20 protein-coding genes are annotated in these 20,112 nt (G+C 66.3%); 4 read left to right on the top strand and 16 right to left on the bottom strand.

From position 1 onward, the window contains the following. Window positions 1–69: 69 nt before the first annotated feature. The 16 genes from KF796_06825 to KF796_06750 all read right to left on the bottom strand — a co-directional run bounded on the left by KF796_06825 (window position 70) and on the right by KF796_06750 (window position 16,135). A complete protein-coding gene (locus KF796_06825; GenBank protein ID MBX3586340.1) occupies window positions 70–918 on the bottom strand; it encodes an NAD(P)-dependent oxidoreductase in 849 nt (282 codons plus the stop codon). A 72-nt stretch (window positions 919–990) separates the two neighbouring features. Then, entirely contained in the window at window positions 991–1,758 is a 768-nt protein-coding gene (locus KF796_06820) for an enoyl-CoA hydratase (protein MBX3586339.1), read from the bottom strand. Further along, window positions 1,755–2,345 carry a 2-hydroxychromene-2-carboxylate isomerase gene (locus tag KF796_06815; protein MBX3586338.1) on the bottom strand — a complete coding sequence of 197 codons (591 nt, stop codon included), beginning with the start codon at window positions 2,343–2,345 and terminating at the stop codon, window positions 1,755–1,757. The genes KF796_06820 and KF796_06815 overlap by 4 nt, the downstream gene beginning before the upstream one ends. Beyond that, window positions 2,345–3,085, bottom strand: a complete 741-nt coding sequence (locus tag KF796_06810) for an SDR family oxidoreductase (GenBank protein MBX3586337.1) — start codon at window positions 3,083–3,085, stop codon at window positions 2,345–2,347. Before KF796_06810 ends, KF796_06815 begins: the two co-directional genes overlap by 1 nt. Beyond that, window positions 3,082–3,897, bottom strand: coding sequence for a thioesterase family protein (locus KF796_06805; protein ID MBX3586336.1), 816 nt, complete (start codon window positions 3,895–3,897; stop codon window positions 3,082–3,084). The genes KF796_06810 and KF796_06805 overlap by 4 nt, the downstream gene beginning before the upstream one ends. Next, on the bottom strand, window positions 3,894–4,436 hold the full coding sequence (locus KF796_06800) for a DUF1569 domain-containing protein (GenBank protein ID MBX3586335.1): 543 nt from the start codon (window positions 4,434–4,436) through the stop codon (window positions 3,894–3,896). The genes KF796_06805 and KF796_06800 overlap by 4 nt, the downstream gene beginning before the upstream one ends. 61 nt (window positions 4,437–4,497) lie before the next feature. Continuing rightward, complete coding sequence (locus tag KF796_06795) at window positions 4,498–5,706, bottom strand: acetyl-CoA C-acyltransferase (GenBank protein MBX3586334.1); 1,209 nt, start codon at window positions 5,704–5,706, stop codon at window positions 4,498–4,500. Then, window positions 5,703–6,227, bottom strand: a complete 525-nt coding sequence (locus KF796_06790) for a DUF4442 domain-containing protein (GenBank protein MBX3586333.1) — start codon at window positions 6,225–6,227, stop codon at window positions 5,703–5,705. The genes KF796_06795 and KF796_06790 overlap by 4 nt, the downstream gene beginning before the upstream one ends. Further along, window positions 6,227–8,638, bottom strand: coding sequence for an enoyl-CoA hydratase/isomerase family protein (locus KF796_06785; GenBank protein ID MBX3586332.1), 2,412 nt, complete (start codon window positions 8,636–8,638; stop codon window positions 6,227–6,229). Before KF796_06785 ends, KF796_06790 begins: the two co-directional genes overlap by 1 nt. A gap of 17 nt (window positions 8,639–8,655) precedes the next feature. Beyond that, entirely contained in the window at window positions 8,656–9,102 is a 447-nt protein-coding gene (locus KF796_06780) for a DUF2147 domain-containing protein (GenBank protein ID MBX3586331.1), read from the bottom strand. Window positions 9,103–9,128: 26 nt separating this feature from the next. Then, window positions 9,129–10,925 (bottom strand): acyl-CoA dehydrogenase C-terminal domain-containing protein, encoded by a 1,797-nt coding sequence (locus KF796_06775; GenBank protein MBX3586330.1) that lies wholly within the window; start codon window positions 10,923–10,925, stop codon window positions 9,129–9,131. 5 nt (window positions 10,926–10,930) lie between these two features. After that, complete coding sequence (locus KF796_06770; protein MBX3586329.1) at window positions 10,931–11,641, bottom strand: TetR/AcrR family transcriptional regulator; 711 nt, start codon at window positions 11,639–11,641, stop codon at window positions 10,931–10,933. Between the two features lie 215 nt (window positions 11,642–11,856). Beyond that, a complete protein-coding gene (locus tag KF796_06765) occupies window positions 11,857–12,705 on the bottom strand; it encodes a fumarylacetoacetate hydrolase family protein (protein ID MBX3586328.1) in 849 nt (282 codons plus the stop codon). Window positions 12,706–12,833: 128 nt separating this feature from the next. Further along, window positions 12,834–13,580: an SDR family oxidoreductase gene (locus KF796_06760; protein ID MBX3586327.1), complete on the bottom strand. Its 747-nt coding sequence runs from the start codon at window positions 13,578–13,580 to the stop codon at window positions 12,834–12,836. Further along, window positions 13,577–14,311: an SDR family oxidoreductase gene (locus tag KF796_06755; protein MBX3586326.1), complete on the bottom strand. Its 735-nt coding sequence runs from the start codon at window positions 14,309–14,311 to the stop codon at window positions 13,577–13,579. Before KF796_06755 ends, KF796_06760 begins: the two co-directional genes overlap by 4 nt. Window positions 14,312–14,326: 15 nt before the next feature. Then, the gene (locus tag KF796_06750) at window positions 14,327–16,135 is read right to left on the bottom strand and encodes a diguanylate cyclase (protein ID MBX3586325.1); all 1,809 of its coding nucleotides are present in this window, start codon (window positions 16,133–16,135) and stop codon (window positions 14,327–14,329) included. Between the two features lie 142 nt (window positions 16,136–16,277). Here KF796_06750 and KF796_06745 point away from each other — a divergent pair, with 142 nt between their 5' ends. From KF796_06745 to KF796_06730, 4 genes are read left to right on the top strand one after another with little or no spacing between them, the layout of a single operon-like run. Continuing rightward, the gene (locus KF796_06745; GenBank protein ID MBX3586324.1) at window positions 16,278–16,997 is read left to right on the top strand and encodes a FadR family transcriptional regulator; all 720 of its coding nucleotides are present in this window, start codon (window positions 16,278–16,280) and stop codon (window positions 16,995–16,997) included. A 40-nt stretch (window positions 16,998–17,037) separates the two neighbouring features. Next, window positions 17,038–18,030 carry a sialic acid TRAP transporter substrate-binding protein SiaP gene (locus KF796_06740; GenBank protein MBX3586323.1) on the top strand — a complete coding sequence of 331 codons (993 nt, stop codon included), beginning with the start codon at window positions 17,038–17,040 and terminating at the stop codon, window positions 18,028–18,030. A gap of 40 nt (window positions 18,031–18,070) precedes the next feature. Continuing rightward, a complete protein-coding gene (locus KF796_06735; GenBank protein MBX3586322.1) occupies window positions 18,071–18,628 on the top strand; it encodes a TRAP transporter small permease in 558 nt (185 codons plus the stop codon). 19 nt (window positions 18,629–18,647) lie between these two features. Next, the gene (locus tag KF796_06730; protein MBX3586321.1) at window positions 18,648–20,042 is read left to right on the top strand and encodes a TRAP transporter large permease; all 1,395 of its coding nucleotides are present in this window, start codon (window positions 18,648–18,650) and stop codon (window positions 20,040–20,042) included. Window positions 20,043–20,112: the final 70 nt, after the last annotated feature.

Raw genomic sequence — 20,112 nt, 5'->3', positions numbered from 1 at the left:
CTAAATTCCGCCTGTGACACTCCCATGAACGCCGCCCGCCGCGCTGGCAACGCGGCGTGGCGCGCCGCCTCAGTCCACGAAAAAGTCGGGGATGAAGCGCGTGGTGCCGGGCTTGACCGCGTAGCGGTCCAGCGCGGTCACGCCATGCGCCGCGAGCAGTTCGTCGTCGATGTAGAAGTTACCGCTGCCGCCGTCGGCCCGGGGGTCGCTGGTGAGGATGAAATAGGCCGCGTCGGACAGGATCTCGGGCGTGCGGCACAGGTTCACGTCCACGCCGGGGATCATCTGCAGCGCGGCCGTGGCAATGGCGGTGCGCGGCCACAGGCTGTTGACGGCAATGCCGTACTTTTTGAACTCGCCCGAGTGGCCCAGCGTGCACATGCTCATGCCGTACTTGGCCATGGTGTAGGCCGTGTGATTCTCAAACCAGTGCTGCTTCATGGACAGCGGCGGCGACATGTTGAGCACATGGCCGCCCCGGCCCGCGGCGGCCGACTTCTTGAGCTCGGCCAGGCAGGCCTGGGTGCACAGGTAGGTGCCCCGCGCATTGACCTGGTTCATGAGGTCGTAGCGCTTCATGGGCGTGTGCTCGGTGTCGGTCAGGCTGATGGCGCTGGCGTTGTTGACCAGGATGTCGATGCCGCCAAAGGCCTGCACGGCCTGGGCCACGGCAGCGGCCACGGCTTCTTCGTCGCGGATGTCGACCATGAGCGGCAGCGCCTTGCCGCCGGCGGCTTCAATTTCTTCAGCGGCGCTGTAGATGGTGCCGGGCAGCTTGGGGTTGGCGTCGGTGGTCTTGGCGGCAATGACGATGCGCGCGCCATCGGCGGCGGCGCGCCTGGCAATGGCCAGGCCAATGCCGCGCGAGGCGCCGGTGATGAACAGGGTCTTGTCCTTGAGCGAGGGGGTCGGGGCCATGGCAGTCTCCGGTTGCTATTGAATGTATAGCTGAAAGTGCCCGCCAGTCCTGGACTCCAGCCTCTTTTGACTCTAAACCTTGCTGAAATCGGGCTTGCGGCGCTCCATGAAGGCGGTGAAGGCTTCCTTGGCGGCCGGCTCGCCCAGCATGCGGCCAAAACTCGCGCCCTCTTCGGCCATCTGCTGCTTGACCAGCGCGCCCTGCCCCATCTTCATGAGGCGCTTGGTTTCGATCAGCGAGCTGATGGGCTTGGCCGCGAGCTTGCGCGCCTGCGCCTGGGCGTAGTTGTTGGCCTCGGTGGGCGGCAGCACGCGGTTGACCAGGCCCACCTCGAGCGCGGCCTCGGCCATGAAGGGCTCACCCATCAGCAGCGCCTCGGCCGCGCGGTGGTAGCCCAGCATCTGCGGCACCAGCAGGCTGGAGGCCGCCTCGGGGCACAGGCCCAGGTTGACAAACGGCATGCTGAAGGCCGCGTTGTCACCGGCATAGACCAGGTCGCAATGGAACAGCATGGTGGTGCCAATGCCCACGGCCGGGCCGCAGACGGCGGCGATCACGGGCTTGGGAAAGGCCGCAATGCCGTGCAGGAAGCGGAACACCGGCGAGTTCATGCCCGCGGGCGGCTTGTTCAAAAAGTCGCCAATGTCGTTGCCGGCGCTGAAGATGGTCTCGTGGCCCTGGAACACCACCACGCGGGTGGCGGCGTCTTGGGCCGCGGCGTCCAGCGCATCGGCCATGGCCGCGTACATGGCGGCGGTGATGGAGTTTTTCTTGTCCACGCGGTTCAGCGTGATGGTCATCACGCCGGCTTCGGTGTGGGTGAGGATTTCCTGGGTCATTGCAATGCTTCCTTTACAAATTCAATGCGGTCCTGGCCCCAGAACATCTGGTCGCCGACAAAAAAGGTGGGCGCGCCAAACACGCCGCGGTCAATGGCCTCTTGCGTCACGGCCTTGAGCCGGTCCTTGACCTGCGCGTCCTGCGTGAGCGCGAGCAGCGCGGCCGGGTCAAAGCCGGCGGCATGCAGCACGGCGCCCACGGTGGCCGGGTCGTTGAGGTTCTTGGCATCGACCCAGATGGCGCGAAAGGCCAAGTCCACATAGGCCATGAAGCGATCGGGCTCGCGCAGCTGCAGGCCCACGGCGCCACGCATCAGCATCAGGGTGTTGATGGGGAAATGCGGGTTGCGGTTCAGCGGCACGCCGTAGCGCCTGGCATAGCGGTCAAAGTCGGTGAAGGTGTAGGCGCCCTTGGCCGGGATGGTGGCCGGCGAGTGGTTGCCCGTGGCCTGGAACACGCCGCCCAGCAGCATGGGCCGGTACTGCGCCTGCGCGCCCGTGGCCTGCGCCAGAGCGGCCACCTGGGTGTGGGCGAGGTAGGACGCGGGGCTGCCGAAGTCGAACCAGAACTCGAACGTTTTGGCCATCAGAACTTCTCCATGTAGGGGCGCAAATCCAGCTCATGCGTCCAGGCGTCGCGCGGCTGCTGGTGCAGCATCCAGTAGGCGTCGGCAATGTGGTCGGGGTTGAGGATGCCGTCTTCGCTCTTGAGCGCGTAGCGCTGGGGAAAATTCTCGCGGATGAACTCCGTGTCAATCGCGCCGTCGATGATGCTGTGCGCCACATGGATGCCGCGCGGCCCGAGCTCGCGCGCCATGCTCTGGGCCAGCGCGCGCAGCGCGTGCTTGGCGCCGGCAAAGGCCGCGAAGCCCGACGCGCCGCGCAGCGACGCCGTGGCGCCGGTGAAGATGATGGTTTGCTGGCGGTCGGGCCCGGCCCGCGTGACCATGCGTCTGGCCACCTCGCGCCCGTTGAGAAAGCCGCTGAAGCAGGCCATCTCCCAGATCTTGAAATACTTGCGCGCCGATTCATCGAGGATGCTGCTGGGCACGTTGGCGCCAATGTTGAACACCATCACTTCAATCGGGCCCACGGTGGACTCGATCTGCTCGATGAGCGCCACCACCTCTTCTTCCTTGCGTGCATCAGAGGCAAAGCCATGGGCCGTGCCGCCGTCGGCCTGGATCTGGTCCAGCAGCGGCTGCAGCTTGTCCAGGCTGCGGCGCGTGGCGCAGGCGGTGTAGCCGCCGCGCGCAAAGCGCCGCGCAATGGCGCCGCCGGTGGCGTCACCGGCGCCGATGATGAGAGCAACGGGGGCCACAGCTATTCCTTGTAGTAGACAACCTGGTGGGTCGTGACCAGCAATTCTCCGGCTTCATTCCACAACTGCGCGGTCTGGTCGAAATAGCCCCTGCGGAAGGCCTGGGCCTGGGCCTGGCCCAGCAGGTAGCCGGTGCCCGTGGCCTGCAGCAGCGCGGCGTCGGCATGGAAATACACCGTCATCGACACGGTGCCGATGGGCACCGGGCTCGCGCGGCGGCGCCAGATGCGCGGAAAGAACACGTCTGACAGCGCGGTGAGCGAGGCAAAGTCCAGCGGGCGCGGCGGCTGGTCGCGCAGCCACAGCCGGGTGCGGCTGGCGCCATGGTCGGTGCCGTCCCAGGCGGCGGGGAAGCCGCCATCCACAAAACGCATCTCGTAGCGGTTGATCCACTCCACGCGGCCGCGGCCGGCGGGCAGCGCAAAGTCCGCAGGCGGCGCCACCGTGGGCATGGGGTGCTCGGCCGCGCCCCATGTGTCGCGGCGCAGCGCGGTGAAGGCCGTGGCCGTGAGCACGGTCTGGCCCTGCTGCTGCATCTCGATCAGCCAGTGCTGCGTGGAGCGGTTGGTGCGCACGGGCCGGGCCGTGATGCTGAAGGCCCCGTCGGCCAGCGCGGCGCAGAAATTGACCGTGAGCGACACCGGCTCGCCCAGCAGCTGCGGATGCCGCAGCACCGCGCTCAGGGCCTGGGCCGCGGTGATCCCGCCGAATGGCCCGACCATGTTGGCCCAGGCCGGATGGGTCTGGCCCGCAAAGGCATCGCCCCCGGCGGGCTGCAGGGCCACTGCCGCATCAAAAACGTGGTCTGCCTGTGTCATGCCCGAGCCACCACCAAGGTCCAGTGGTTGGCCAGGTGCATGAGGTGGGCCCGCTGGTTTTGCGCCAGGCTCAGGCTCCCGTAGGCAAAGTGGGGATGGGGTTGGCCCGTGAAGGCCTGCAGGGCCTGGAAGGCCTGGATGCAACGCTGCGAGGCCTCGGCCAGGGTAGCCGGCAAGTCCAGCGCGGGCGCCCCCGGGACCGGCTCGGTCAGCGAATGGCTCATGGCGCCGCGCGCATCAAACACGCCAAAGGCGATGGCGCCCACGGTGTGGCGAAACAGCGCCGGCTTCAATTCAGGAAACCCGGCTCCGATGGAGTATTCAACGCCCTGGGCCACGTGATTGAGCACCTGCGCGAGCGGCCAGCCACTGCGGGTGCGGCCGTCGACCCGGACAGCCTCGATGGCGGCAATCGCCTGTGTGATGTCAGCAAAACGCGTCACGCCTTCTCCTGCTTCGGAACACCCCGCCAGGCCCGTGGCGCCAGCGCCCAGAACGGTGGCGGTGGTCAGTGCGCCGACGACCTGTCTTCGTTGCATGGAATCCCTCCCGCCAAGTCCTTGAATGGGGTGGCGCCCTGTCTGATGGCGCGCCGGCTTTTCAGACCCGTTCGAAGATGCCCGCGGCGCCCTGCCCCATGCCCACGCACATGGTGACCATGCCGTACTTGAGATTCTTGCGCTGCAGCGCGTGAACCACTGTCGCAGACCGGATAGCGCCCGTGGCGCCCAGCGGGTGGCCCAGTGCAATGGCGCCGCCCATGGGGTTGACCTTGGCCGGGTCCAGGCCCAGCGTGTTCATCACGGCCAGCGACTGCGCGGCAAAGGCCTCGTTGAGCTCGATCCAGTCCATGTCTTCGTGCTTCAGGCCCGCATAGCGCAGCGCGGCCGGGATGGCTTCAATGGGGCCAATGCCCATGATGTGCGGCGGCACGCCCCGGCTGGCATAGCTCACAAAACGGGCCAGCGGCTTGAGGCCGAAGCGCTTGACGGCCGCTTCGCTCGCCAGGATCAGCGCGCCCGCGCCATCAGACGTCTGCGAGCTGTTGCCGGCCGTGACCGAGCCGCGGGCCGCGAACACGGTGCGCAGCTTGGCCAGGCCCTCGGGCGTGGTGTCGGGCCGCGCGCCTTCGTCCAGGTTGACGGTGCGTGTGCTCACGCTCACTTCGGCGGCGTCCAGGTCAAGCGAGCGCTCGGCCACGTCCACCGGGGTGATCTCGGCCGCGAACTCGCCGGCCTTCATGGCGGCAATGGCCTTCATGTGCGAGCGGTAGGCAAACTCGTCCTGCGCCTCGCGGCTGACCTTCCACTGCTGGGCCACCTTCTCGGCCGTGAGGCCCATGCCGTAGGCAATGCCGTAGCTCTCGATGTCGTCGGGGTTGCTGAAGATGGTGGGCGAGAGACTGGGCGAGTTGCCCATCATGGGCACCATGCTCATGCTCTCGGTGCCGGCGGCGATCATCACGTCGGACTCGCCCACGCGGATGCGGTCGGCCGCCATCTGCACGGCCGACAGGCCCGAGGCGCAGAAGCGGTTGACGGTGATGCCGCCCACGCTCTTGGGCAGGCCGGCCAGCACCGCGCCGATGCGCGCGACGTTCAGGCCCTGGGGCCCTTCGGGAATGGCGCAGCCGCAGATCACGTCTTCAATGGCCGCGGGGTCCAGCCCCGGCACCTGGGCCAGCGCGGCGCGCAGCGCGGTGGCCAGCAGCTCGTCGGGGCGGGTGTTGCGGAAATAGCCCTTGTGCGATCGCCCGATGGGCGTGCGCGTGGCGGCGACGATGTAGGCTTCCTGGACTTGCTTGCTCATGTTTCACTCCTGCGCGGGCCGGACGGAATCCAGGCCCAGATAAATTCACATTCGACCGGGTTGACACCGGCCTCGTCGGTCACGGTGACCGACACATTGACCTCGCCCTTGTCGCTGGCCTGCATGGCGGCGCGCTGCGCATCGCTCAGCGTGGCCACCGCGCGCAGGCCGCCGGTGGCGCGCTTGCGAAACGCCATGCGCAGCTCCTTGGCCAGCGGGAGGCAGTCGTCGCGCACGTTCATGCCCACCACCATGCCGGTGGCCGTCTCGGCCAGCAGGTTCATGGCGGAGGCATGCACGCCGCCAATGTGGTTCTGCACCCGGCGCTCGTTGGCAATGGCAATCTCCACCTGGCCGGGCTCCATGGTGATGAAGCGCAGGCCGGCTGTGCCGGTGAACGGCACCGCGCGGCGCAGCACGATGTTGCGCACCCAGGGGCGCACCAGCGCGGGCGCCTCCTTGAGCCGCTCGAGCTGGCGCTGCAGGCGGTTGGGCGCGGCGTGCAGGGTTGCGGCGGTCATCAGTTCCTCACCGGCTTGCCGGTGGACAGCATGCCCATGATGCGTTCCTGCGTCTTGGGGTGCGTGAGCAGCGAGCAGAAGGCGCGGCGCTCCAGCGTCATCAGGTACTCCTCGGTCACCAGGGTGTTGGTGTCCACGTCGCCCCCGGTCACCACGCCGGCGATCAGGCTGGCGATGTGGAAGTCGTGCTGGCTGATGAAGCCGCCGTCGCGCATGTTGACCAGCTGGCCCTGGATGGTGGCCTTGCCGCTGCGGCCCGCCACCGGGAACTGGCGGCGGTGCGGCGGGCGGTAGCCCGCGGTGTACATGGCGCGGGCCTCGTTCAGGGCCACGAACAGCAGCTCGTCCTTGTTGGGCACGATCAAATCACTGTCAAGCAGGTAGCCGATCTTGCGGCTCTCGATGGCGCTGGTGCCCACCTTGGCCATGGCCGCAGCGGTGAAGCCTTCGGTCACGAACTTGAGCAGGTCCTTGTCGGTGGAGGCGGCCGAGTTCTCGGCGGCGCGGCGCGCGATGTAGGTCAGGCCACCGGCACCGGGCACCAGGCCCACGCCAACTTCCACCAGGCCAATGTAGCTTTCCATGGCCGCGACGCGGCGCGCCGAGTGGATGGCCATCTCGCAGCCGCCGCCCAGTGCCAGCCCGCGAATGGCCGAGATCACCGGCACATTGGCATAGCGCAGGCGCAGCATGGTCTGCTGCAGGTAGGCCTCGGCCTCGTCGATGGCGCTCACGCCCACCGTCATGAAGGCCGGCAGCATGGCCTGCAGGTCGGCGCCGGCGCTGAAGGGCTCGTCGCCCGACCAGATCACAACGCCCTGGTACGACTTCTCGGCCAGGTCCACGGCCATCTGCAGGCCCTCGGCCACCTCGGGGCTGATGGCGTGCATCTTGGTCTTGAGGCTGGCAATGACCACCTGGTCATCGAGCGTCCACAGGCGGATGGCGTCGGTCTCGTGCAGCGTCGTGCCGGCCGTCTTGTAGTCGGGTGCGCCGCTGCCCTGGACGGTCTCGGGGAAGTGCTGGCGCTCATAGACCGGCAGCACGCGGCGCGGCTGGAACTTCTTGGTGGCCGCGTTCCACGAGCCCTTGGCCGTGTGCACGCCGCCGGCCGTGGCCACGGCGCCCTTGAACACCCAGGCGGGCAGCGGCGCCTTGCTCAGCGTCTTGCCGGCCTTGATGTCTTCCTTGATCCAGTTGGCCACTTCGAGCCAGCCGGCTTCCTGCCAGAGCTCGAACGGACCCTGCTTCATGCCAAAGCCCCAGCGCATCGCAAAGTCGATGTCGCGCGCGGTTTCGGCAATCTCGGCCAGGTGCACGGCGGCGTAGTGAAAGCTGTTGCGCAAAATGGCCCAGAGGAACTGGCCCTGGGCGCCCTCGCTCTCGCGCAGCAGCCTCAGGCGCTCGCCCGCGGGCTTCTTGAGCATGCGGCCATAGACCTCATCGGCCTTGCCGCCAGCGGGCACGTAGTCCTTGCTGGCCAGGTCAAAGCGCAGGATGTCGCGGCCCACCTTCTTGTAAAAGCCCGCGCCGGTCTTCTGGCCCAGGTTGCCCATGTCCAGCAGGGTCTTGAGCACTTCGGGCGTGGCAAAGCTGGCGTAGAACGGGTCGGTGTCCTCGTTCAGGTTGTCCTGCAGCGTCTTGATGACGTGGGCCATGGTGTCCAGGCCCACCACATCGGCGGTGCGGAAGGTGCCGCTGCTGGCGCGGCCGAGCTTCTTGCCCGTGAGGTCGTCCACCACGTCCACCGTGAGGCCGAAGTTCTCGACCTCCTTCATGGTGGCCAGCATGCCAGCGATGCCCACGCGGTTGGCGATGAAGTTGGGTGTGTCGTGCGCGCGCACCACGCCCTTGCCCAGGCCGCTGGTGACAAAGGTCTCCAGGTCGTCCAGGATGTGGGCGTCGGTGGTGGGGGTGTTGATCAGCTCCACCAGGTACATGTAGCGCGGCGGGTTGAAGAAGTGGATGCCGCAGAAGCGCGGCTTGATTTCTTCAGGCAGGGCCTCGCTGAGCCTGGTGATCGACAGGCCCGAGGTGTTGGACGCGACGATGGTGTGCGGCGCCACGAAGGGCGCGATCTTCTTGTACAGGTCAAGCTTCCAGTCCATGCGCTCGGCAATGGCCTCGATGATCAGGTCGCAGTCCTTGAGCAGCTCCATGTGCTCTTCATAGTTGGCCTGCACGATCAGCGCCGCGTCGTCGGGCACGCCCAGGGGCGAGGGCTTGAGCTTCTTGAGCCCTTCCACCGCCTTGGTGACGATGCCGTTCTTGGGGCCTTCCTTGGCGGGCAGGTCAAACAGGATGACGGGCACCTTGACATTGACCAGGTGGGCCGCAATCTGCGCGCCCATCACGCCTGCGCCGAGCACGGCGACTTTGTTCACTTGAAATCTGGTTTGAGCCGAAGCCATTGTGTCTTCCTGTTGAATTACTGGACGCGCTGCCAGGTCTGGGTGCGCCCAATGAAAAGAATCGAACCCCGCACTTCGAGCTTCTTGCCGCCCTCGATCGGGGTGAGGCGCAAGCTGTAGGTCTTGCCGTTTTCGGGGTCGAGAATGTTGCCGCCTTCCCAGACGTCCTTGCCCTCGGCCTTGGTCGCGCCACGGATGATTTCCATGCCGAGCTTGGGCTTGCCCTTGCGGTCGTCGGTGCACTCGTTGCACAGCGGTTCCTTGGAGGGAACCAGCGCCTTTTCGATGACACCGCTGAGCACGCCCGCGGCATTGGCCGTGATGCGGATCTCGGCCTTGGCCTGCCCGGTCTTGTCGTCAATGCTGCGCCACAGCCCCACCGGGGTCATTTGCGCAAAGGCGGCGCTGGTGCCCAGCGCGAGGATCAGGGCGGCAACACAGCGGACAGATGAACGGACGGTCATGGCGGTCTCCTGGGTGAGGTTGAGCTTCAGACGAGCGCGGCGTCGGTGTCCAGCAGCACCTTGCTGCCGGCGCGCGCGGTGCGCATCAGCGAAGCGGTCTCGGGGAACAGCTTGGCAAAGTAGAAGCGCGCCGTCTGCAGTTTGCCTTGGTAGAACGGATCCGTGTTGCCCGCGGCGATCTCGCGCAGCGCCACCTGGGCCATGCGGGCCCAGAAGTAGCCGAACACCAGGTGTCCGGCCACGCGCAGGTAGTCCACGGCGGCGGCGCCCACTTCGTCGGGGTTCTGGAAACCCTTGAAGCCGATCTCGGTGGTGAACTTGGTCATCTGGTCGCCCAGGTAGGCGATGGGGTTGATGAACTCGGCCATCTTCTCGTTCACGCCTTCTTCGGCCACCAGCTTGCCCACCAGCTTGCCGAACTTCTGCAGCGTGGCGCCGTTGTTGCCCAGCACCTTGCGGCCCAGCAGGTCCAGGCTCTGGATGGTGTTGGTGCCTTCGTAGATCATGTTGATGCGGTTGTCGCGCACAAACTGCTCCATGCCCCATTCCTTGATGAAGCCATGGCCGCCAAACACCTGCATGCAGGCGTTGGTGGAGATGTGGCCGTTGTCGGTGATGAAGGCCTTGACGATGGGGGTGAGCAGCGACAGCATTTCGTCACTGTCCTTGCGCACTTTTTCATCCTCGTGGTTGTGCGCCTTGTCCAGCAGCACCGCGCAGTAGATGGCCAGGGCGCGGCCGCCCTCGGCGTAGGCCTTGGCGGTGAGCAGCATCTTGCGCACATCGGGGTGCACGATGATCGGGTCGGCCGGCTTGTCCTTGGCCTTGGGGCCCGACAGGCTGCGCATCTGGATGCGGTCCTTGGCGTAGGCCAGCGCGTTCTGGTAGGCCACCTCGGTCAGGCCCAGCGACTGGTTGCCCACGCCCAGGCGCGCGGCATTCATCATCACGAACATGCCCTGCATGCCCTTGTTGGGCTGGCCCACCATGGTGCCGTAGGCGTTGTCGATCACGATCTGCGCGGTGGCGTTGCCGTGGATGCCCATCTTGTGCTCCAGGCCGCCGCAGTAGATGCCATTGCGCTCGCCCAGCGTGCCGTCCTTGTTGACCCTGAACTTGGGCACGATGAACAGGCTCACGCCCTTGATGCCGGGGGGCGCATCGGGCAGGCGGGCCAGCACCAGGTGGATGATGTTGTCGGCCATGTCGTGTTCACCGGCGCTGATGAAGATCTTGTTGCCGGTGATGCGGTAGCTGCCGTCGGGCTGGGGTTCGGCCTTGGTGCGCATCAGGCCCAGGTCGGTGCCGCAGTGGGGTTCGGTCAGGCACATGGTGCCGGTCCATTCGCCACTGGTCATCTTGTGCAGGTAGGTGGCCTTCTGCTCGTCGGTGCCATGGGTGTGCAGCGCGGCATAGGCGCCGTGCGTGAGGCCGGGGTACATGGTCCAGGCCTGGTTGGCGCTGTTGAGCATTTCATAGAAGCACTGGTTGACCACCAGCGGCAGGCCCTGGCCGCCAAACTCGGTGTCGCAGCTCAGGCCGGGCCAGCCGCCCTCCACGTACTTGGCATAGGCCTCCTTGAAACCCTTGGGCGTGGTCACCGCATGGGTCTTGGGGTCGAGCTTGCAGCCCTCTTCGTCGCCGCTGATGTTCAGCGGAAAGGTCACCTCGGCGGCAAACTTGCCGGCTTCCTCGAGCACGGCGCTGATGGTGTCGGTGTCGATCTCGGCGTACTTGGGCATGGCCTTGAGTTCGTCGGTCACGTTGAGGACTTCGTTCATCACGAACTGCATGTCGCGCAGCGGGGGGGTGTACGTGGGCATCTTGATTACTCCTTGACGCTTTTGGTGGATCGGGTGGATTTGGGTGAACGGGGGGCGGCCGTGGTGGCATCGGTGCCATACAGCCGCAGGATGTTGTCGAACCCGGCGATGGCGCGTTCCATCGAGCCGGGGTTCTTGAGGAAGCGCGCTTCGTAGTGCAGCGCGAGGATCAGGCCGTGGACTTCGAACAGCATCTGCTCTTCGTTCACGTCGCTGCGCAGGTGGCCCTCTGCCTTGGCGGAGGCGAGCGCGCGTTTCATGGCCGCATGCCAGGTCATGACCGAGCTGGCCAGCGCGTCGCGCACGGGGCCGGTGCGGTCGTCGAACTCCACCGCGCCGCTGATGTAGATGCAGCCCGAGTCGATCTCGACCGAGGTGCGCTTCATCCAGTTGGCAAACAGCGCCCGCAAGCGCGGCAGGCCGCGCGGCTGCGACATGGCGGGGTAGAACACCTCGTCTTCAAAGCGCGTGTGGTATTCACGGATCACCGAGATCTGCAATTCTTCACGCGAGCCGAAGTGGGCAAACACGCCCGACTTGCTCATTTGCGTGACCTCGGCCAGCGCGCCGATGCTCAGGCCTTCCAGCCCGATCTGCGTGGCCAGGCCCAGCGCCGCATCGACAATGGCGGCCTTGGTCTGCTGGCCCTTCTGCATGGCACGGCCTTCCCGGCCACCGGGGCGGGGGGTTTTGACGGGCAATTCAGTGGCGGACATGGTTCAGGTCAAATAAAACGAACGGTCGTTCTATTTTGCATGAACTCGGCAGCCGTCAAGTGACAAGCCCGAAATTTTTCTAGGGATTCGGGCCTAAGGAGCTTGCGGGTTTACCCGTTGAGGCGTTTTGGCTTACCCGGATGGCGTGTCGCGCGCCAAAACGGGCGCAACCGGCGGGGGAACACGCCCGACCGGTGCGCACCGACCGCGAACGCTCAAAGCTTGAAAGGCACCACCAGCTGCTGCTGCTCGCCCAGGCCCTCAATGCCCAGCTTCATCACGTCGCCCTTCTTCAGGAACACCGGCGGCTTCATGCCCAGGCCCACGCCGGGCGGCGTGCCGGTGGTGATCACGTCACCGGGCATCAGCGTCATGAACTGGCTCACGTAGCTCACGAGCTTGGTCACGCCGAAGATCATGGTCCTGGTGCTGCCGTCCTGCACGCGCTTGCCGTTCAGCTCCAGCCACAGGTTGAGCTTTTGCGGGTTGGGCACGTCGTCGCGCGTGACCAGCCAGGGGCCGATGGGGCCAAAGGTGTCGCAGCCCTTGCCCTTGTCCCACTGCGGGCCGCGCTCGAGCTGGTACTCGCGCTCGCTCACGTCGTTGACGGTGCAGTAGCCGGCCACGAAATTGAGCGCGTCTTTTTGCGACACATAGCGCGCCCGCGTGCCGATGACGATGCCCAGTTCCACCTCCCAGTCGGTCTTGACCGAGCCCTTGGGCAGCATCACCGGATCATTGGGGCCCTGGATGCAGCTCGTGGCCTTCATGAACACGATGGGCTCCTTGGGGATGGGCGAGCCCGTCTCGGCGGCATGGTCGGAGTAGTTCAGGCCAATCGCGATGAACTTGCCCACGCCTGCCACGGGGCAGCCCATGCGGGGCTTGCCCTTGACCAGCGGCAGCTTGTCGGCCTTGAGCTTGCGCAGCCTGGCCAGCGCCGCGTCACCGAGCTGCTCGGGGCCGATGTCCTTGACCACCGCGCTCAGGTCGCGCAGCTTGCCGTCGGCGTCGATCAGGCCGGGCTTCTCCTTGCCGGGGTTGCCATAGCGTACGAGTTTCATGTCATCTACCTTTCTTGTGAGTCAAGGAAATCAGGGGATTGTGCGGGGCTGCCGCAGAACCGGCTTTGCCGGGCTGCTGGCAGCGCCCTCTTGAGGGGGGGCGCCGAAGGCGCTTCGGGGGTGGGTCATCAGTAAGTGGATCTGCCGCCGGACAGGTCAAAGACCGCGCCGGTGGAAAAAGAACAGTCCTCGGTGCACAGCCAGCCCACGAGGGCGGCCACTTCCTCGGGTGTGCCGAAGCGGCCCATGGGAATCTTGGACAGCATGAACTGGATGTGTTCGGGCGTCATCTGGTCAAAGATGGCGGTCTTGACCGCGGCCGGTGTCACGCAGTTCACCCGCACCCCCGAGTCTGCCAGTTCCTTGCCCAGCGACTTGGTCAGCGCGATCACGGCCGCCTTGCTCGCGCTGTAGGCGCTGGCGTTGGGGTTGCCGTCCTTGCCGGCCACGGACGCGATGTTGACGATGCGCCCGTAGTTGCGGCCGCGCATGTGCGGGACCACTTCGCGGCAGCAGATGAACAGGCCGTTGAGGTTGACGTCGATCACCTGGCGCCAGGCATCCACCGGGTAGTCCCACACGCGGGTGTTGGGGCCGGTGATGCCGGCGCTGTTGACCAGCGCATCGATCCCGGGCACCCCCTCGAGCGTGGCCTTCAGCGCCGCGGCCACCGACGTCGCATCGGCCACGTCCACCCCCACCGCGTGCGCCTGCGCGCCCAGCGCATGGGCCGCCTTGCGGGCCGCGGGCAGGTCGCGGTCCCACAGCGTGACGCGGCCGCCCGAGGCGATCAGGCGCTGGGCAATCGCATAGCCCAGCCCGGTGGCGCCGCCGGTGATCACGGCATGGCGCTGGTTGAAATCGAGCTGGTTCATATGGTCATGCCGCCATCAACCGCGAACACCTGGCCGGTGGCAAACACCGATTCGTCGCTGGCCAGGTACACCACGATGGGCGCCATCTCATGCGCCTGCGCGAGCCGGCCCATGGGCTGGCGCGCAATGAAGGCCTTGCGCGCCTCGGCCGGGTCGTCATGGGCGTTGATGCGGTCGGCCAGCGAGGGCGTATCCACCGTGCCGGGCGCGATGGCATTGCAGCGGATGCCGCGGCCCACGTAGTCGGCCGCCACGCTTTTGGTCAGGCCCACCACGGCGGCCTTGGAGGCACCGTAAATGAAGCGGTTGGGCAGGCCCTTGAGGCTGCCGCAGACGCTGGCCATGTTGATGATGCTGCCGCCGCCCCGGGCGAGCATGGCGGGCAGCACGGCCTGGATCATCCAGAACTGGGCGCGCACATTGAGGTTGAAGGCAAAGTCCCACTCCTCGTCCGTGGCCTGCTCGATGGTGCCGTTGTGCACAAAGCCCGCGCAGTTGAACAGCACATCGAGGGCTGGCAGGCCCGCCACCACCTTGCCGATGGCGGCCTTGTCCAGCACGTCCAGCGGGACGGCGCGCACATTGGCCACGCCGTCATAGCTGTCCAGCAGCGCGGGGTTGAGGTCGGTGGCCCAGACCTCGGCCCCCTCGGCCGCCATGGCCAGCGCGGCGGCGCGGCCTATGCCCTGGCCGGCGGCCGTGACGAGGGCTTTCTTTCCTTTGAGTCGCATGGTGTCTCCGGTGATTCAGCGAATGGACGTGACTTGATGAAACAGGTCGGGCTCCTGCGGTGCCAGGGACATGGCGGCCGTGGTTTCAGACTCGAGAAAGCGGATGACCCGGCGGCTGTGCGCGGGCATGTCCGCAAGCACGGCCTCCAGCAGGGGGATGAGCGATGCCGCTTCGCGCGGGTGCTCACGCAGCAGGCAGGCCGCGAGGTGAAACCTGAGCACGCTCTCCTGGGGCGCGCTGTCCTGGCTGCGCAGGCCGGAGGCGACCAGCCGGGTGCCAAAGTCGGACACCTGGTGGCGCGAGTAGGCGCCTTCCAGAATCAGGGCGAACCGCGCCTCGCCGATGCGGGACACGGTATCCACATCCTTGATCAGGCCGCGCAGCTTGATGGCGCAGCGCAGGATGCTGCGCTCGGCCTGGGTCGGCCCGGCCCGGCGCCGGATGGACCCGAGATTGGCCAGTTCCACCACCACCACCGCCGCATGGTCGCCGTGCGCCCGGGCGCGCCGGATGGCCAGCGACAGCCGGTCCTGGAACAGGTGGGGCATCAGCAGGCCGGTGAGGGGGTCGTGGGAAACCAGGGTCTGGTTGCGCACCTGCATCTGGTGGCGGGCCCGGGAGCGCAGGTGCAGCGCCATGAGCAGCACCGGGCCCTGGAGCAGAAAGGCCCCGAGCACAAGGTGCTGCGTGTCCCAGTCGTATGGAAGCCAGCCGTGCACGCGCAGCTGAACGACCAGGATGGCGGCGCTGGGCGACACATAGGCCGCCAGCAGCCAGTGGCCCACCACGTCACCGCGACGCCCCGTGAGCCAGGCCATGGCCAGATTCAGGCCGATGGCCAGCACGTAGTAGATGCCAAACAGGGGCAGGCCCCAGCGACGCTCAAGGAAAAAGTACGCCACCGCGAGCACCATGCCGGCCAGCCCCAGGGCCAGCGCCGCCAGCCCCAGACGGCGGTAATGCACCGCAATGCCGCTGACCTCGCGCACCAGCAGCAGGATCATGGCCGCTGCCATCAGTGGCAGGCAGCCATTGGCAGCGTCGGCCCAGGCCGCGGAATCCGGCCACAGCAGATGCGAGGCCACGCCGCTGTGCGCGGACACGCCCAGCCCCATGACCAGCACCTGCAATGCAAACCACAGGTAGACACGGTCGCTGTAGAGCCAGCCCAGGCCCGCGCAGGCCACGCACAGCAGGAGCATGACCCCCAGCAACACGCCGTGCCAGAGGTACTCCCTCATCGTGCGCTGGTCGTGCGCCTCTTGCGTCACCACACGAACCGGCACCGCAAGCGGGTTGGCGTGTGCAATGCGCGCGTAGACAGGCTGTTCGCCGGCAACGGCGCTGGCGCCCAGACTGAACGACGGGAAGCGGCCGGGCTCGGTCCAGCGGTTCACAGCCAGCGTGTCGCCCGCGCGTTGCGCCAGCCAGCGGCCGTCGGGCGCGCGCTGGTACAGCGTGACTTCGTCCAGTTGCGGCAGGGGAAATTCAATGCGCCAGCGGACCGGGTCGCCTGCGGCCGGGTTGCCAGTGGCCGGGTCGCCAGCGGCCTTTTGCAGGCGGTACCTCAACCACAGGGCTCGCCCTGGGCCCAGCGCCTGGGTCGCCCCCGGGTCGGTCAGGGGCGCCATGTCGGCGGCGCCCGCGAGCACCTGCTGCAGGCTCGCGCGGCCACTGGGGTCCATCCACGCCTGGGCCTCCCAGCGCAGTGACGGGACGCCGTCCGTGCTCCCCGCGTCAGCCGCGGATACCGGGCTCAGCGCCGCGCCGAGCATCCACCACGCCATCAGGCTGGCCAGGCACCTCCATGCCCGGCCGGTCATTGCACTCGGATGTGTTGCTGACGGCATTCAGGGTTTCGCCGAATGTTTTTGTGTTGGGAACATGGCATTCTAAATTGGTCTGACCACTTGGCCACTTCAGGCTTACCCTTAACAGAGCCCCACTGCCCGGGACCTTCAGCGAATGCCCCTGCAAACCGTCGAACCGCAACGCCTGTACCGGCAGATTGCCGAGCAGCTGCGCTCGCTCATCGTGGCGGGCGAGTTCGCCGCGGGCTCGCGCCTGCCGGCCGAGCGCGACCTGGCCAAGCAGCTGGGCGTGAGCCGCCCCTCGGTGCGGGAGGCATTGATCGCGCTTGAGGTGGAGGGCTGGGTGGAAGTCCGCACCGGCTCGGGCGTGTATGTGCTGGCACGAACCAGTGCCAAGGACAAGAACCCGAAGATCCCCGCCACCGAATGGGGGCCGCTGGAGCTGATCCGCGCGCGCCGCGTGGTGGAGGGCGAGATCGCGGCGCTCGCGGCTTTGCATGGAAAGCGCCGCGACGCCGACGCGATGGCGCGGGCCATTGACGGCATGCGCGCCGATGCCGACCGCGGCGTGATGCCACTGGACGGTGACCGGGCCTTCCACACCGCCATCGTGCAGGCCTGCGGCAACGTGGTGCTGACCGAAACCGTGCAGGGCTTCTGGGACGCCCGGCGCGGGCCGCTGTTCGAGCGGCTGGGCGGCTACTTCGAGACCGTGCCCTCGTGGCGCTCCGCGATTGCCGAGCACGAAGCCATCCATGCGGCGATCCGCGCGCGTGACGCCGATGCCGCGCGCACCGCGATGCACGAGCACCTGGACAAATCCCACTCCCGATTCAGCGCGAGCTGGCGCCGCGCGAAGAAAAGCGATTCCTGAAGCCAGCAACACTTTCACCCACCCTTGAGGAGACATCACCATGAAAAAACGATCTGCTATCAAACTTGTAGCTGCATGCGCCCTTGCAGCGGGGACTCTGGGCACATTTGGCATTGCCAACGCGGAAACCAAGATGAAATGGGCCCACGTCTATGAAGTGTCCGAGCCGTTCCACAAGAACGCGGTCTGGGCCGGCGAGGAAATCAAGAAGCGCACCAACGGCCGCTACGACATCCAGGTGTTCCCGGCCTCCAGCCTGGGCAAGGAGTCCGACATCAACCAGGGGCTGACGCTGGGCACCGTGGACATCATCTACACCGGCGCGAGCTTTGCGGGGCGCAGCTACCAGCCGCTGTCGGTCACCTACTTCCCGTTCATCTTCCGCGACTCCGAGCACATCCTGAAGTACGCCAAGAGCGATCTGTTCAAGGAACTGTCCAAGGGCTATGACGACAAGACGGGCAACCACATCATGGCGCTGACCTACTACGGCGCGCGCAATGTCACGTCCACCGCCTCGCGCCCCATTGCCAAGCCCGAGGACATGAAGGGCCTGAAGATCCGCGTGCCCGACGCACCAGCCTACCTGGCCTTCCCCAAGGCGCTGGGCGCCAACCCCACGCCCATTGCGTTTGCCGAGGTCTACCTGGCGCTGCAGAACGGCACGGTCGATGCGCAGGAAAACCCGCTGCCCACCATCGAGGCCAAGAAGTTCTATGAAGTGCAGAAGAACATCTCGCTGACGGGCCACATCATCGACTCGCTGCTGACCATCATGTCGCCCAGCGCCTGGGGCAAGCTGTCGCCCGAGGACCGCAAGATCTTCGGCGACGTGCTGTCCGAGGCCGCCGACAAGACCGGGCGCGAAATCATCGCCTCCGAAATCCGCCTGGCCGAGGAGTTCAAGAAGCGCGGCAACAACGTGATCACGGTGGACAAGAACGCCTTCCGCGAAGCCGTGCTCAAGGCCACCAAGCCGACCGACCACGGCTACCGGCAGCAGGACTACGACCGCATCGTGAACATGAAGTAAGCCCCTGCCGAGCCCCCAACCCAGCCTTGAAGAGAAGCGCATGACCGAGCAAAAAATCATCGACGACGACGGCAACTTCCACACCGAAGACGCCGAGGTGGACCTGTCCGACACGATCTTCGAGGGCTGGGTGGCGCTGGCCATCTTCTGGGTGCTGGGGCTCACGGTGTTCTACCAGTTCATCACCCGCTACGTGCTGAACGACTCCGCGGCCTGGACCGAAGAGGTGGCTCGCTACATGCTGATCGGCGTGGTCTTCATTGGCGCCACCATCGGCGTGGCGCGCAACAGCCAGATCCAGGTGGATTTTTTCTACCGCCACATGCCGCCCGCGATGGGCCGCTGGCTGTCACGCGCGGTGGACGTGCTTCGCACCGGCTTCTTCGCGGCGGCCGTGGTCATGACCATCGAGATGATGATGAAAATCGGGAACCAGACGCGCATGACCATCGTGGATGCGCCCATGAACATCGTCTATGGCCTGTGCCTGTTCGGCTTTGCCGCCATGACCTGGCGGTCACTGCAGGTGGCGCGCATCCACTGGCGCCGGGGCTACAGCGTGCTGGAACGCCCCGAGACCACCCTGAGCGACAAGTAACCCCTTCCCCGGAATTCACATGCTGAAGATTTTCTTCCTGCTCTTCATGGCCGGTGGCCTGCCCGTGGCCATTGCCATGGCAGGCGCCTCGCTGGCCTACATCCTGGTGTCGGGCAACCTGCCGCCGTTCGTGGTGATCCACCGCATGGTCAGCGGCATTGACAGCTTTCCGCTGCTGGCTGTGCCCTTTTTCATCCTGGCCGGCAACCTCATGAACAACGCGGGCATCACCACCCGCATCTTCAACTTTGCGCTGTCGCTCGTGGGCTGGCTGCGCGGCGGCCTGGGCCATGTGAACGTGCTGGCCTCGGTGATCTTCGCGGGCATGAGCGGCACGGCGATTGCCGACGCCGCGGGCCTGGGCACCATCGAGATCAAGGCCATGAAGGAACATGGCTACAGCACCGAATTCGCCGTGGGCGTGACGGCGGCCTCGGCCACGCTCGGGCCGATCATTCCGCCCAGCCTGCCGTTCGTGATCTACGGCATGATGGCCAACGCCTCGGTGGGCGCGCTGTTCCTCGCCGGCATCCTGCCCGGCCTGCTGCTGACGATTTTGATGATGGCCACCGTCTCCTGGTACGCCTGGAAGAACAACTGGGGCGGCGACGTCAAGTTCTCGAAGACGCGCTTCTTCAAGGCGCTGATGGAACTTGCCGTGGTGGTGGGCTGGCCCCTGCTGCTGTGGCTGCTGGTGGCCAAGGCGGGCGCGCCGGCGCAGATGACGGTGTTCATCGGCCTGGGCCTGCTGTTCGTGCTGGACCGCATCTTCCGCTTTGAAGCCCTGCTGCCCATCATGACGCCCGTGCTGCTGATTGGCGGCATGACCACGGGCCTGTTCACCCCGACCGAGGGCGCCATCGCGGCCTGCGTGTGGGCCATGATCCTGGGCCTGGCGTGGTACCGCACGCTGAGCTGGAAGATGTTCGTCAAGGTCTGCCTCGACACCGTGGAGACGACCAGCACGGTGCTGTTCATCGTGGCGGCTGCTTCGATTTTTGGCTGGATGCTCACGGCCACGGGTGTGACCTCCGAGATCGCGGAGTGGGTGCTGGGCTTCACCAAGGAAGCCTGGGTGTTCCTGCTGCTGGCCAATTTGCTGATGCTGTTTGTGGGCTGCTTTCTGGAGCCCACGGCGGCGATCACCATCCTTGTGCCCATCCTGCTGCCGATTGCGACGCACCTGGGCGTGGACCCGATCCACTTTGGCCTGGTGATGGTGCTGAACCTGATGATCGGCCTGCTGCACCCGCCCATGGGCATGGTGCTGTTCGTGCTGGCCCGGGTGGCGGGCCTGAGCTTTGAGCGCACCACCATGGCCATCCTGCCCTGGCTGGTGCCCTTGCTGGTGGCGCTGATCGTGATCACCTATGTGCCATCGATCGTGCTGTGGTTGCCGAAGATGTTCTTCTGACTTTCTTCCGATGGGGCATTTCTACTTTTCCTCTGGCGCGCCAGTGAATCGTCCGTTGTGGCCAAACGCA

Source organism: Ramlibacter sp. (assembly GCA_019635435.1).
GTDB lineage: Bacteria > Pseudomonadota > Gammaproteobacteria > Burkholderiales > Burkholderiaceae_C > JAHBZM01.
This window is presented reverse-complemented; position numbering and strand designations above follow the sequence as displayed.

Bases quoted from the DNA above. Each gene is read 5' to 3' on its own strand.
- KF796_06825 (MBX3586340.1), bottom strand. From the start codon at position 918: ATGGCCCCGACCCCCTCGCTCAAGGACAAGACCCTGTTCATCACCGGC.
- KF796_06820 (MBX3586339.1), bottom strand. From the start codon at position 1,758: ATGACCCAGGAAATCCTCACCCACACCGAAGCCGGCGTGATGACCATC.
- KF796_06815 (MBX3586338.1), bottom strand. From the start codon at position 2,345: ATGGCCAAAACGTTCGAGTTCTGGTTCGACTTCGGCAGCCCCGCGTCC.
- KF796_06805 (MBX3586336.1), bottom strand. From the start codon at position 3,897: ATGACACAGGCAGACCACGTTTTTGATGCGGCAGTGGCCCTGCAGCCC.
- KF796_06800 (MBX3586335.1), bottom strand. From the start codon at position 4,436: ATGCAACGAAGACAGGTCGTCGGCGCACTGACCACCGCCACCGTTCTG.
- KF796_06795 (MBX3586334.1), bottom strand. From the start codon at position 5,706: ATGAGCAAGCAAGTCCAGGAAGCCTACATCGTCGCCGCCACGCGCACG.
- KF796_06790 (MBX3586333.1), bottom strand. From the start codon at position 6,227: ATGACCGCCGCAACCCTGCACGCCGCGCCCAACCGCCTGCAGCGCCAG.
- KF796_06785 (MBX3586332.1), bottom strand. From the start codon at position 8,638: ATGGCTTCGGCTCAAACCAGATTTCAAGTGAACAAAGTCGCCGTGCTC.
- KF796_06780 (MBX3586331.1), bottom strand. From the start codon at position 9,102: ATGACCGTCCGTTCATCTGTCCGCTGTGTTGCCGCCCTGATCCTCGCG.
- KF796_06775 (MBX3586330.1), bottom strand. From the start codon at position 10,925: ATGCCCACGTACACCCCCCCGCTGCGCGACATGCAGTTCGTGATGAAC.
- KF796_06770 (MBX3586329.1), bottom strand. From the start codon at position 11,641: ATGTCCGCCACTGAATTGCCCGTCAAAACCCCCCGCCCCGGTGGCCGG.
- KF796_06765 (MBX3586328.1), bottom strand. From the start codon at position 12,705: ATGAAACTCGTACGCTATGGCAACCCCGGCAAGGAGAAGCCCGGCCTG.
- KF796_06760 (MBX3586327.1), bottom strand. From the start codon at position 13,580: ATGAACCAGCTCGATTTCAACCAGCGCCATGCCGTGATCACCGGCGGC.
- KF796_06755 (MBX3586326.1), bottom strand. From the start codon at position 14,311: ATGCGACTCAAAGGAAAGAAAGCCCTCGTCACGGCCGCCGGCCAGGGC.
- KF796_06750 (MBX3586325.1), bottom strand. From the start codon at position 16,135: ATGACCGGCCGGGCATGGAGGTGCCTGGCCAGCCTGATGGCGTGGTGG.
- KF796_06745 (MBX3586324.1), top strand. From the start codon at position 16,278: ATGCCCCTGCAAACCGTCGAACCGCAACGCCTGTACCGGCAGATTGCC.
- KF796_06740 (MBX3586323.1), top strand. From the start codon at position 17,038: ATGAAAAAACGATCTGCTATCAAACTTGTAGCTGCATGCGCCCTTGCA.
- KF796_06735 (MBX3586322.1), top strand. From the start codon at position 18,071: ATGACCGAGCAAAAAATCATCGACGACGACGGCAACTTCCACACCGAA.
- KF796_06730 (MBX3586321.1), top strand. From the start codon at position 18,648: ATGCTGAAGATTTTCTTCCTGCTCTTCATGGCCGGTGGCCTGCCCGTG.